Source organism: Microbacterium sp. CGR1, from assembly GCF_051062835.1.
Taxonomy (GTDB): domain Bacteria; phylum Actinomycetota; class Actinomycetes; order Actinomycetales; family Microbacteriaceae; genus Microbacterium.
Window position 1 is genome coordinate 2,350,714 of record NZ_JAOTPG010000001.1, and the last position, 12,688, is coordinate 2,363,401.

Here is a 12,688-nt window from a genome sequence, read left to right on the forward strand (position 1 = left end):
TCTCCTTCTCAGAGAGCCGAGGTCCAGCGCGACGACACGATGTGCTCGGCGCGGATGACCGTCCCGAGGCTTCCCGCCGCATCGACGCGTTCGCGGACCGACGCATCGAAGTCGATCACGCTGTGCGCCGCGACCGGCGCGATGTGCAGGGTGAGATCGGCATCCGGGGAGATCTCGGTGATGTCGATGCGCCAGGCCGATCCGTCCCAGAAGCGATCCCCGATCACCACGCCGTCAGCGCGGAGCTGCGCGACATCACCCTCCCAGTCGACGACGAGCTCGACGAGGTCGCCCGCCGATCGGTCGCGCGGTTCGGGACGCACGATCCGCCAGACACCGGCGACCTCGTCGAACTGTCCGTCGTCGGGCGCAGCCGATCTGCCCATCGACTCGCCGTAGCGCGCGGGGGCATCCCCCACGGGGCGCAGTTGCTCGATCGTCAGTCGAGTGGTGCCGGGGTGCGCGTCGGTGCGCAGGTCGAGCGGTTCGAAATCCTCGCCGCTCCAGACGAGCGCCGTCGGGCTGCGCTCTGCGCGCACCACGAGGTCACCGGCCTCCCGCCACACGCCATCCGTCGAGTCCACCAGGTCGGCACCGAGGTACCAGAGGCGCTCGGCTCTCTCCTCATCGACGACCAGCACGCGCAGGGCACCATCGACCACGAGGACATCGCCCGGGGCGAGATCGAGCGGCGCCGCGGCATCGACCTCGATCCCGCGAAGGCGGGCGCGGGATCCCTCGCCCAACTGCAGGCGAGCGTCGAGGCCGTCGTGCGCCCGGAGGACGAGCGTCGGCACCTCCCCCTCGACGATCCCGGCGACGGATGCCGTGGCCCATTCGAGCCGCACTCCCGCGATGTCGATCCGCAGCGGCCAGCGACCGATCACCCCGCTCGGGATGTCGACGGGCCGGTCGGGGACCACCAGCTCACCGTCGGCGAACGGGATGCGGAACTGCACCCCGGGCACCGCCGACAGGGGCTCATGCGGTTGATGGGTGTTCACGAAGAGGAATCCGCCGGCGCCGTCGCCGCGCACCGCCCAGCGCAGCGAGTCGAGGTCGTGCACGTCGACAGGGGCGTCGTCGGGGAGCGAGCTGAATGTGTCGGCGAGGCGTGGGCCGAAGGCGGCGAGGAAGGCGTTGTGGTCGCGGAGCACGCCCAGGCTCGGGCCGGGGCGACCCGTGGCGCCGAACGCGGCCTGGAAGTCGTAGTCGAAACGCGGCAGGTCGTTCGGGTAGCCGGTGGCAAGGCTCTCCTGCAGACCGTCCTCGGGGTTCACGCCTCCCGCGTACATGTAGAACCCCTGCCAGGCCGAGCCGTTGCCGATCTTCACATTGGCGAGGGCGGCGATGTCCCGCCCGCGCGCGATCGGTCGCCGGTGATACGCCGTCGCCATGCCTCCACCGAGCTCGCACGTCGACGGAGGGAATTCGGGGTCGATCGGCCGGACCACGATCTCGGTGCCCTCCTCGCGGAAGTCGCCGCCCACGCCGGGATCGTCCCAGATGTGGGCGAACCGGAAGTGATCACGGAAGCTGTCGTCCCAGGTGGAGCCCTGCCCTGCCCAGAAGCCGTCGGCGTAGCCGCTGTACAGCGGGAAGACGTCGTGGGCCGGCAGGATCGCACCGCCCCACCCCGTCGCCGTCCACAGGGGAGCCGAGAGCCCGGACTCCTGCGCGATGACCTTCAGCGCGGCGATGTGATCGGGCTGGTCGTGGAGCTCGTTCTCGAGCTGGATGCCGACGATCGGTCTGTCCGGACCGCAGAACGGCCGCACCTGCTCCGCGATCCTCCCGTACCAGTCGCGGACCAGGGCGAGGTACTCCGGGTCGTTCGTCCGGGCTCGATCGCCGAGGGCGGCGGCCACCCAATCCGGGTGCCCGCCGTTGCGGACCTCGCCGTGGCACCAGGGCCCGATGCGCAGGATCACGTCGACACCCACCCGCTCGGCGGTCTCGAGGAACGCCGCGATATCGAGATCTCCGTCGAACCGCGCCCGACCGCGTTCGCGCTCATGGTGGATCCAGAACACATAGGTCGACACCGAGGTGAGTCCGGATGCGACGAGGAGCCGCAGCTGCTCCTCCCACCGCCTGCGCGGAATCCGGCTGAAGTGCAGCTCGCCGGTCACCGGCACCGTGCGAACTCCGTCGACCTCGATCCACCGGCTGGTCAAACGCAGCCGCTCGTGCGGGTCTTCTGTGTTGCTCATGGCCGGTTCGACGAGCGGCGGCCGGTCGTCGCGGAGCCGGATGGTCCGAGCAGTCGACGTCGCGGTCATGGTTCTCCTTCGACACGGGTGGCGAGCGCTCCCGAGAGACTACGGGCCGGCCGGCGAGGAGCAGAAGAACGATTCCCCGTTCCGACATGGATGAAACGATGCTTGGCGTGCCGAAGTGATCCATGGAAGAGTTCCCTGGATGCGATCGCCGATAGACGAAACGCCGATCAGCCCGAGGAAGGATGCCGCGGCGGTGTACGTGCACGAGGGATTCCTGGGCCAGCGCCTCCGGGTCATCCCGCGCCCGACGGTGCGTGCGGCCCAGAGCCAGCCCATCGTCCGGCGACTGCTGGTCACTGATGTCGGGTACTTTCCCCGCGCGGCACAGCACGGGCGCGTGCGCGCGGCGGGCGCCCCGGAGACGATCATCATGGTCTGCACCGACGGCGCCGGCTGGGTCGAGTGGGGAGACCGCGAACCCGTGCGGGTCGAGCGGGGGTCCGCCGTGGTGCTCCCCCGGGACGTTCGCCACCGGTACCGCGCCGACGAGCATGACCCCTGGACGATCTGGTGGGCGCACGTGACCGGCTCCGACGTCGACGACTTCGTCGACACGATCCTCGGCGAGGGCCGTGGACCGATCGTCGAACTCCACGATGTCTTCGCCGTGGTCGAGTCGCTCGATGAGGCACTCAGCGCCCTCGAGAAGGACGAGACGCTGCCCATGCTCCTCACCGCGGCCGGAGCGGCGTGGCGGATGCTCGCCGCGATCACCTCGAGCGCCCTGCGGGGAACGGCGGCGACGAGCGACCGCATCCGGCAGGTGCAGGACTACCTGCGCACCAACCTGGACACGGATTTCTCCGTGCCCGAACTCGCCGCGATGGCGGGTCTGAGCCCTTCCCACTTCTCTGCGTTGTTCCGCGGCTCCGTGGGCACATCGGTCAAGGACTACCTCAAGCGTCTGCGCAGCGCGAGAGCGCGGGAGCTGCTCATCACCACGGAGTCGCCGATCTCTGAGGTCGCCCTGGCGGTCGGATACGACGACGCCCTCTACTTCTCGCGCCAGTTCCGCTCGATCAACGGGGTGAGCCCCTCGGAGCTCCGCCGCCAGGCGGTCTCCGAACGCGTGACTCGCACCTGACGCCGACGCAGGCACCGCCCGCGATGACGGTGCGGCGCGCATGGCTCAGTCGAGCGGTATCCCCCGCGCGGGTTCCGGGCGGTGGATGCCACGGGGCCGGTACTCCAGAGCGTCAGACTCCCCGAGCAGGTCGGCGAGGAGCCAGACGATCGAGAGCCACATCTCGGCGCCCTGAAGCCCCGGTGCCGAGGGACCCGTGAGCCCACTCGCCGACGAGGGGGCCTGGAAGCCGAATCCCTCTCCGTCGACCCAGTTGCCCAGGGCGGAGTCGAGCAGGCTCGAGGCGAGCGCGCGGATCTCGGCGGATCGATAGGAGCCGACCTGCGGGCGCAGCAGCCAGAGCGGATGCGCGACATCGAGGACGTTGCAGGCGGTGAGGCTCTCCGGCTCGAAGAACCGCGCATCCCTCGTGTGCGCGAGCACGGTGTCCACCGCACGTTCGGCGTGGGGCAGCGGGATCCCGAACTGGGCGAAACTGCCCCTCGTCAGCCGGTAGTAGCCGTTCACGATCTGCAACAGACCGTCCTCCGCCCGCGGGCGACCCCACATGCCGGTCGCCGAGTCGACGTGCGTGAGCAGCCAACCGAAGTACGCCTCGAACGCGCCTCGCTCGCCGTGGTCGAGGTTCCACAGCAGCGCTGTTCCGAGCGCATCCACGTCGTGGCCGGCACCCCATGCCCGACTGCGCCACGATCGACTCCCGAGGAACCCGACCACGTCGTCGCCCGACATCTCGGCGACCGTGCGGATGGCGTGCGGGAATCGGGCACCGAGCAGGTCGAGCGCGTACCCGACGCATTCGACGTGATACGCGGCCTCGCCGTCGTTCAGATCCAGCCCGGGCGCGGGAGTCTCGATCCGGCCGTCGGCGCCCAGGCTCGGGACGAGACCGGTCGCGGGGTCCTGATACGACTGCAGCCGGGCGATCTGGGCGTCGACAGGGAGCTGATCCGGAGCCCGGCCGAGCAGCAGCGAGCTGATCTCGATCGCGTCGCACTGCGCGCGCACGGTCGGTGCGGCATCCGGCCTGTCGGCGAAGAGTCCGTCGGCGAGGTGCGGATTCCACGAGCGGGCGAGGATGGCGGGGGCCTGCTCGCGCGCAGCGCTCGCGAAGCGCGCGAGCCGGCCGGCCAGGGGCTCGGGCTCGGGCTTCGGCGCCACCGGGTGCGGCGCCCCCTGTGCTGTCGGTGCGAACCGCGAACGGATGACCCGTGCCGGGTTGCCGCCGACGATCGCCCCGGCCGGCACGTCCTTCGTGACGACCGCACCCGCGGCGAGGATGGACTTCTCGCCGATCGTGATCCCGTCGAGGACCGTCACGTGAGACCCGATCCACACGTCGTCGCCGATCATGATCCCCCGGCTGGTGAGCGGCTGGCGGAAGATCTCGACCTCGGTGTCGGCGAAGCCGTGGTTGAAGCCGATGATCGAGGCGAAGGCGCCGATCCGCACGGCATCCCCCATCCGGATGTCTCCCCTGACGATCGCCGACGGGTTGATCGTGCAGTCCCTCCCTGTGCGCACCGTTCCGGTGACGTAGGCGTTCGCGGCGATGTAGGTGCGGTCGCCGAGGTCGAGGCTGTCGGTCTGCACGGCCGCGAGCTCCGAGATGAAGGTGCGATCGCCCAGGACGTGATCTCGCCTGGCGCCGACGAGAGCGGCCTGCAACGCGAGCTGCCGCTCCTTCTGCTCGTCGGACGCATCCGTCCAGAACGACCACGGCGAGTAGTCGAAGTGAGTGCGGTCGAACGGGAGGCCGTCTTCAGATGCCCTCGTCATGTCTGCCTCTCAGTCGCGTGATCCGTCTTCATCGGTGGGAAAGCGCTTACTCGGCAATCTACGGCATCGGACGGAAGCGGGCAATGCGGAGGGGGCCGGCTTCCCGCACCCTCTCCGCCCTCGCGGCTGCAGACTACGCCGCGATGCCCTCCCGCACCGGGATCTCGTCGATCGATCGGTACACGGGCAGTCCGCGCTCGAGCGCGATCTCGACGTCCTTGTCGGCACCGGCCGAGTCGCCGGGCAGACGCAGCACGGCATCGCAGTGCTGCAGCAGGCGGTGCGCGGTCTCGTACATGACGTCGCCGTCGGCGGCATCCGCCTCGTCCATCCCGCGGAGGATCGGCAGGGCGACCCATTCGCCGATCATGGGCACGTGTCCCAGACGGTGGATGGGCGCTGCGGCCTCTTCGAGGCGCTCGAGGTTGCGGGCGATGAGTGCGGGGTCGCCGTGAGTGCCCGAGCGATAGGGGCCGGCGATCAGGATCAGGAGTGGAGTTGTCATGCGGAAGACTGTAGCGTTAACCGTGCAAGAACGTGCAACTTCGTGAAAGATCGAGTTCTGAGGAGTCGGATGCTGGGCGCACAGCGCAAGGATCACCTGCGGGAGATCCTCCGCAGAGACGGCCGCGTGGTCGCGAAGGATGTCGCTTTCGACCTCGGCGTCTCGGAGGATTCCATCCGACGCGACCTCCGCGAGCTTGCGGATGCCGGCGAGATGGTGCGCGTCTACGGCGGGGCCCTGCCGGTGCCGCTCGCCGACAGACCCGTCGATCAGCGGACGTCCCTCGCGACGGACAGCAAGGAGCGAGTCGCCCGACGCGCTGTCGAGCTGATCGCGCCCGGCTCGACGATCGTGCTGGATGCCGGCACGACGACCCTGGCGATGGCCCGGATGCTCCCCCGCGGCGCCGACCTCACGGTCATCACGCCGAGTCCCGCGATCGCCCTGGCCGTGGCTGAGCACTCCGACGCCCGCATCGTGATGATCGGCGGAGAGCTCGCACGATTCTCGATGGTCGCGAGCGGCCCTCTCGCGATCGAAGCCGTGCAGCACCTCGCCGCCGACCTGTTCTTCCTGGGGGTGACGGGCATCGACGCGGCGCGCGGCCTGACCACCGGCAACCTCGACGATGCGGTCACCAAGCGGGCGATCGCCGCCCGCTGCGCGCAGACGTTCGTACTCGGCAGCGAGGAGAAGATCGGCGCGACATCCCATTTCCCGGTGCTCGATCTCGACTCCGTCGCGGGCGTCGTCGTCGACTCCCGCGATGCGAATCCCGTGATCCAGGAGCTCGCCGAGCGGGCGTCCGTACTGCGCTGACGGGCGTCAGGTGATCGTGGCGGCCACGATCGTCGGCGTCATGATGGCCACCATCGCGGCGGTGATCGCATCGTTGACGGCCTTGGCCACGGCATCCCCTGCGGCCGAGCCCGCAGTGAGATCCTCGATCCGCCGCTTGAGGTCGCGCGCGGACATCCCTTCGCACTGGTCGCGCAGGATCCCGTGGGCCGCATTGAGGTTCTGCAGGATCGAGAGCAGCGCCAGGTCGGCCTGCGTCGGCACCCCCGTGCCGGCGATCACGGCGGCGAGCCGCGAACGCAGCACCGCCTCAGGAGCTGGGTCCGACTCGGGCGTGCGGGCCGACCCCCACCCGAAGAAGCCGCGCTCTCCGCGGACGAGAACGCCCTGCACGACCAGCGACTCCACGATGACCTCGAGCGGATCGAGCTTCGGGCGCGCGACCAGCGACTGCAGACGCTTGCCGCTCAGCGGCACGAGACGAGCGAGCGTCGCATCGAGGATCGGATTGCCCGTCGGCTCGGTCGACACGACCTCGACGGTCGGGTTCTTGCCCTCCGAGACGACGACGCGTCCGTGCAGGGCGAGGTCGACGATGACGGCGGCGATCTCTCCGTAGAGGCGGTTCACGCTCACGGCGCTCTCGACGCGACCATCAGGCCGGAGAAGCAGCATGTGGAGTTCTTCGACGATCAGCATGGATCCACGCTATGACGGAGCTTCGCGGCTCGGCATCCCCCGAACGGATGACTTCCGATGCCGGCGCCGGCGCTCCCGAACGCACGAACGCCGCGCCCTCCGGAGAGGACGCGGCGTTCGCAGAGGGGTGTTACGCGCCGACCTTCTTCGCGTCGTCCGTGTTGAGCACACGGAAGAGCAGTGCCGCGATGACCGCACCGACGACCGGGGCGACGATGTAGAGCCACAGCGAGGCCCAGTCGAAGTAGCCTCCGACCGAGAGGCCGAGCGCCACGGCCGGGTTGAAGCCGCCGCCCGAGATCGAGCCGACGGTCGCCGCACCGATGAACACGGTGGCACCGATCGCGAGCCCGTAGAACGAGTTGCCCTCGGTGTCCTTCGAGGTCGCCGTGTTGAGCACGACCCAGACGAGGATTAGCGTGAACAGCGCCTCGACGAAGAACGCCGGGCCGACCTCGATGACGACGGCCTCGCCACCGGCGGGCCATACGGCGAGGCTGGCCAGCGCGGCGAGCGCACCACCGACGAACTGCGCCACGAGGTAGGCGATGAGGTCGACGACGCTCAGGCCGCCGCGCAGAAAGACACCGACCGAGACGGCCGGGTTGAGGTGGGCACCCGAGATGTGACCCGTCGAGTAGACGAGCACCATCAGGGTGAAGCCGATCGCGAGCGGGGTCAGCGGGCTCTCGCTGTTCACCGCGGCGATGATGCTGAGGACGAAGAGGAAGGTCGCGAGCGCTTCTGCGAGCGCCTTACGAGGAGTACCGGTCATGAGTGTGGTCTTTTCTGGGAATCCGACGGAAGGCAACAACCTCGCCCGCCCGCGCACTCCGGCTGACGCACCCTCCAATGACGAGACTGAATATAGCGAGCACGCGCGCACAGACGCCGCGCGCCTCGCGGGCTTTCTGTGAAATTCCTGAGTGCCGGGTTCGTGCCTGTCAACCCAGTCGCCGGCAGACCAGCGCCTCCCTAGGGTTCGATGATGACCTCCGACACCGCCCAGACGCAGGAGGAGCCCACGCGGCTGCGTCGCGCCATCACCGGCCCCCTCCTGTTCGCCTTCATCCTGGGCGACGTCCTCGGCGCGGGAATCTACGCGCTGATGGGCGTGCTCTCCGAGAAGGTCGGCGGGATGCTGTGGGCGCCGCTGCTTCTCGCGCTGCTGCTCGCCCTGCTCACCGCCGGGTCGTATGCGGAACTCGTCACGAAGTACCCGCGAGCGGGCGGGGCGTCGGTGTTCGCGGAGCGCGCGTTCCACAGCCCGGTCGTGTCGTTCCTCGTCGGATTCAGCATGCTGGCGGCCGGCGTCACGAGCGCGGCCGGTCTCGCGATCGCCTTCGCCGGCGACTACCTCGGCACGTTCTTCGACCTGCCGACCATTCCCGTCGCTATCGTCTTCCTCGCCGTCGTGGCCGCGCTCAACGCCCGCGGCATCCGTGAGTCGCTCGGCGCGAACCTCGTGATGACGGCGATCGAGCTCAGCGGCCTCGTGATCGTGATCGCGGTGGTCGGCATCTTCGTGGCCGGAGGAGGCGGCGACGCCTCGCGACTGACCCAGACCCCCGAGGGCACCCCTGCGGCCATGGCCGTGCTCGCCGGAGCGGTGATCGCGTACTACTCCTTCGTCGGCTTCGAGACCTCGGCCAACATGATCGAAGAGGTCAAGAATCCGCGCCGCACCTACCCGCGAGCCCTGTTCGGCGCGCTGTTCACGGCCGGTGCGGTCTACGTGCTGGTGGGAGTGGCGAGCTCGATCGCGCTGCCCGCATCGGAGCTGCAGGAGTCGAGTGGTCCGCTTCTCTCGGTCGTCGAGGCAGCGGGCGCGAGCATCCCCTCCTGGCTGTTCAGCCTGATCGCCCTCGTGGCCGTCGCGAACGGCGCGCTGCTGACGATGATCATGGTGAGCCGTCTGACCTACGGCATGGCCGAGCAGAACCTGCTGCCGTCGGTGCTCGGCCGTGTGCTGCCGAATCGCAGGACGCCGTGGGTCGCGATCCTCACCACCACTCTCGTCGCGATGGGGCTGACCCTGGTCGGCGACCTCGCGACACTCGCCGAGACGGTCGTGCTGCTGCTCCTGTTCGTGTTCCTCAGCGTCAACGTCTCGGTGCTCGTGCTGCGGCGCGACAAAGTCGAGCACGACCACTTCCGCATCTGGACCGTCATCCCGGTGCTCGGCATCGGCTCGTGCCTCCTGCTTCTGACCCAGCAGCGCCCCGTCGTCTGGCTATTCGGCGCGATCCTGCTCGCCGTCGGCGGAGTGCTCTACCTGCTCGCACGGTGGAGCCGCAGGCGCTCCGCGTCGCGCAACCCCTCGTCCGACACCACCGACACCACCGACACCCCCGAGGAGAACAATGAGCACGCCTGACCAGACCCCCGACGACGCCATGACGAGCGAAGAGAAGCGTCACGATCAGCTGACCGCGGCACCGGATGCCACCGAGGCCGACGCCGCACCACGCATCGAGGTGTCGGAGCACGACGGCAACACGCGCATCGACATCGCTCCGGATGCCGCGGTGCGCCCGGGCCCCGGCCCCGGCGTCGAGACCGAAGACGAGACCGAGGCCGAGCCTCGGGACTAGCCGGCGCTCACGAACGCGAGGCGGTGCGGCGGCGGGCAGCCGCGACGATGCTCACCACCGCGCCCGCGAGCACGAGCATCCCGCCCAGCGCAGCAGCGCCCGAGCTGTCGGCGCCGGTCACGGCGAGCGCACCGCTCGACGGGTCCGTCGGAGTCGGTGACTCCGTCGGCGCGTCCGCGATGACCTCGTGTTCGAACGACTGCGGCGCGGTCGCTACGGCACCGCCTCGCGCGCCGGGGCTCTCGGCGGCGATGTCGACGTCGATGACCGTTCCCCCGACGCGCACGAGCGCGGTGAACGACACCGTCACGGCTTCGCCGGGGGCGAGCGCGCCGACCCAGCGCAGCACGCTGCCCTCCAATCGCGCCTCTCCGACGCTCGCCTGGAACGCGCCGTCGACTCCCGCCGAGCGCAGCAGCGAGGCGAGGTCGGCGGCCAGCGTGGCATCGGTGAGCAGCACGTTGCCCGTGTTGGTCAGGGTCATCCGATAGCGGATGCGGTCGCCGGGGTGCACCTCGGCACCGGAATCCGGCTCGGCCGAGGCCTCGAGGGCGAGCCCTGGCGCCGCCGCGACGGTGACCGCGGTTCCTGCGGTGCGCCCGGTGTAGAGCAGCAGAGTGCTCTTCTGCGTGGGGTGCGAGGGGTCACGGGACGCATCGCTGACCGCCCCGACCGCCGAATAGAGCGCGACCTGGCGCGCCACCTCCGGGATGGCGGTGTTGTCGACCGGGAACCACGTCGACCCGCCCGTCGCGTCTCTCGCGGAGGACAGCACATAGAACTTCCCCTGCTCCGGCGTGGGGATCGTCGCGCTGACGATCGGCTGACCGTCGAAGGTGTCGTCGCAGTCGACGCTGTAGTCGACGCCCTCGGTCAGCAGAGTCCCGCCCTCGACCGGCACGTTCACGGGGCCGGGGTCCTCGTCGAACACCCGCAGGGTGGTGGCCGAGCAGTCCGCGACCGTGGCCCCGAACGGAGGCACCTCCTCGGTGCCGGCCGCGACCCACTGCCCGCCGAAGTCGGCGGCGGCCTCGTCGCCGATCGCCTTCGCCTGCACGACGAATCGCGCGGGTGAGGCGGCAGTCGCACCGCTCACCCAGTGGCCGCCCGTCCGCTCGTACAGATCGAGCGCCGTGCCGTACGGCACATCCGTGCGGAAAACAGCGCCGTCGCTCTCGAACTCCGCCGAGTAGACGCCTCCGGCCGCATCGAGGATGCCCGAGCCGACCACCTGCAGAAAGAACGTGAACGACCCGGTGACGCTCACGGCATCCGCGGCAGCCGGGGTGAACGTGCCTCGCACGAGATCGCCGGTCGCCCCGGATTCGGCGACCGTCACATCGACGAGGGGCGCTCCGCCCACGGCATCCGTCACCGTCGCACCGGTCGTGAGCACCGCCCTGGTCCCCGCGGGGGTGCGGACGTCGAACGTCTCACCCGCGGCCGCGATCTCGCGCTCGAACTCGACCGTCACCGCCAGGAAGGGCAGAGCGGCCGACGGCACCAGGGGGTTGGCCGCCTCATACGGGGCGACCGAGACCGCGGTCACGGCTGACGGCGAGGCGGCGGATGCAGGGGCGACGCCCCCTCCGAACAGCGCGGCGCCCAGGACTGCGGCGAGGGAGAGCACCGCGGCGATGCGGGGACGGGGACGACGTTCGACGGGCACAGCAGGTCTCCAGACACATCGGCGGGGATGGCCCCAGCGTATCTGCGAGCCGGCTCGGAGCACCGGCGGCGACAGGGCGAGGCGGAACTAGTTGCGGGTTGCGGCTCCGTATCCGCATCGTCGCGATAGGTTTTCCCTTGTGACCACGACCATCGCCGATGAACCGCCCGCGCGCCGCAACGCGTCGCCGGGTCCGGAGCGCGGCGGTGGAGCCACCCTCGCCGACGTCGCCCGCCTCGCCGATGTCTCCCGTGCCACCGCCTCCCGCGTGCTCGCCGGCCGGGCCGCAGGCAAGTCCGCGAGCCATGCCCGCGTGCTCGCCGCCGCCGAGGAGCTCGGCTACGTCGTGAACGGACTCGCTCGTTCGATGATGGGCGTCGGTCGGCGGAGCATCGCGTTCGTGTCGAGCATCATGGTCGGCCCGACCTTCGCCACCATGGCCGGTGGCGCCGAAGACGTCGCCACCGCGAACGGCCACCTGCTCACGATGTGCACGACCGGCGGTGACGTCGATCGGGAGGCCGCACTGATCGAGACGCTCAGCGAGCAGCGGGTCGCCGCCGTGCTCCTCGTCGGCTCGACCCCCGCGACGGAGGAGTTCGAGAGGCGCGCGCAGCGGTACTCCGACACGCTCGCACGCGTGGGCGCCCGACTGATCCTGTGCGGGCGTGCCGCTCTACCCGGTCATCCCCACATCGCGTCGATCGACTACGACCACCGCGGAGGGGTGCGCACCGGCGTCGAGCACCTCGTCGGGCTCGGACATCGCCGCATCGCCTTCGTGGGCTCGCTCGACGACATGACCACGCCGCACCAGCGCTTCCTCGGCTACCAGGACGGACTCTCAGGCGCCGCCATCGAGTTCGATCCCGAGCTGACCGTACAGAGCGGCAACTCCTCGGACGACGCGGCGGCGGCCACGGTCGCATTCCTCGACGAACACCCGGAGATCACGGCGATCGTCTGCCAGACCGATGTCATGGCGGTCGGCGTGTGCCGCGCACTGCACGCCGGAGGCATCGCGATCCCCGGGCAGATCTCGGTGGTCGGATTCGACGACATGCAGCTGGTCGCCGATCTGACACCGTCGCTCACGACCGTGCGCGCGCCCTTCCACGACGTGGGCGAGCTCGCCGGTCGGATCGCCGTCGGCGGGGCCTACGAGGGGCCCGCCGTGCTGCCGGTCGAGCTGATCGTCCGCGGATCGACGGGCCCCGTCCGCGACTGAGGCATCCCGTTCCCGCAGACGCGGGGATCACGCAGCACGACGGAGCGGGG

General features: G+C 70.0%; 11 protein-coding genes. 5 read left to right on the top strand and 6 right to left on the bottom strand.

Annotated features, from left to right (window positions below):
- Nucleotides 1-8: 8 nt before the first annotated feature.
- Entirely contained in the window at nt 9-2,282 is a 2,274-nt protein-coding gene (locus OD997_RS11635; protein ID WP_434331712.1) for a beta-galactosidase, read from the bottom strand.
- A gap of 139 nt (nt 2,283-2,421) precedes the next feature.
- Between OD997_RS11635 and OD997_RS11640 the strand changes: the two genes are divergently transcribed.
- Entirely contained in the window at nt 2,422-3,366 is a 945-nt protein-coding gene (locus tag OD997_RS11640) for a helix-turn-helix domain-containing protein (RefSeq protein ID WP_434331713.1), read from the top strand.
- Nucleotides 3,367-3,411: 45 nt separating this feature from the next.
- Here the strand turns inward: OD997_RS11640 and OD997_RS11645 are convergent, their stop codons facing one another.
- Nucleotides 3,412-5,145 carry an acyltransferase gene (locus OD997_RS11645; protein ID WP_434331714.1) on the bottom strand — a complete coding sequence of 578 codons (1,734 nt, stop codon included), beginning with the start codon at nt 5,143-5,145 and terminating at the stop codon, nt 3,412-3,414.
- A 133-nt stretch (nt 5,146-5,278) separates the two neighbouring features.
- The gene (locus OD997_RS11650; RefSeq protein ID WP_434331715.1) at nt 5,279-5,650 is read right to left on the bottom strand and encodes a DUF4406 domain-containing protein; all 372 of its coding nucleotides are present in this window, start codon (nt 5,648-5,650) and stop codon (nt 5,279-5,281) included.
- Between the two features lie 69 nt (nt 5,651-5,719).
- Here OD997_RS11650 and OD997_RS11655 point away from each other — a divergent pair, with 69 nt between their 5' ends.
- Nucleotides 5,720-6,469, top strand: a complete 750-nt coding sequence (locus OD997_RS11655; RefSeq protein WP_434331716.1) for a DeoR/GlpR family DNA-binding transcription regulator — start codon at nt 5,720-5,722, stop codon at nt 6,467-6,469.
- A gap of 6 nt (nt 6,470-6,475) precedes the next feature.
- Here OD997_RS11655 and OD997_RS11660 read toward each other — a convergent pair whose 3' ends face one another.
- Entirely contained in the window at nt 6,476-7,147 is a 672-nt protein-coding gene (locus OD997_RS11660) for a GOLPH3/VPS74 family protein (RefSeq protein ID WP_434331717.1), read from the bottom strand.
- Nucleotides 7,148-7,277: 130 nt separating this feature from the next.
- Complete coding sequence (locus OD997_RS11665) at nt 7,278-7,922, bottom strand: MIP/aquaporin family protein (protein ID WP_434331718.1); 645 nt, start codon at nt 7,920-7,922, stop codon at nt 7,278-7,280.
- Nucleotides 7,923-8,135: 213 nt separating this feature from the next.
- On the opposite strand from OD997_RS11665, the gene OD997_RS11670 reads away from it, so the two are divergent.
- Nucleotides 8,136-9,524, top strand: a complete 1,389-nt coding sequence (locus tag OD997_RS11670; protein WP_434331719.1) for an APC family permease — start codon at nt 8,136-8,138, stop codon at nt 9,522-9,524.
- Nucleotides 9,511-9,741, top strand: coding sequence for a multidrug transporter (locus OD997_RS11675; protein ID WP_434331720.1), 231 nt, complete (start codon nt 9,511-9,513; stop codon nt 9,739-9,741). Before OD997_RS11670 ends, OD997_RS11675 begins: the two co-directional genes overlap by 14 nt.
- Before the next feature lie 7 nt (nt 9,742-9,748).
- Here the strand turns inward: OD997_RS11675 and OD997_RS11680 are convergent, their stop codons facing one another.
- Nucleotides 9,749-11,410: a DUF7507 domain-containing protein gene (locus OD997_RS11680; protein WP_434331721.1), complete on the bottom strand. Its 1,662-nt coding sequence runs from the start codon at nt 11,408-11,410 to the stop codon at nt 9,749-9,751.
- Between the two features lie 139 nt (nt 11,411-11,549).
- On the opposite strand from OD997_RS11680, the gene OD997_RS11685 reads away from it, so the two are divergent.
- On the top strand, nt 11,550-12,638 hold the full coding sequence (locus tag OD997_RS11685; protein ID WP_434331722.1) for a LacI family DNA-binding transcriptional regulator: 1,089 nt from the start codon (nt 11,550-11,552) through the stop codon (nt 12,636-12,638).
- Nucleotides 12,639-12,688 lie beyond the last annotated feature (50 nt).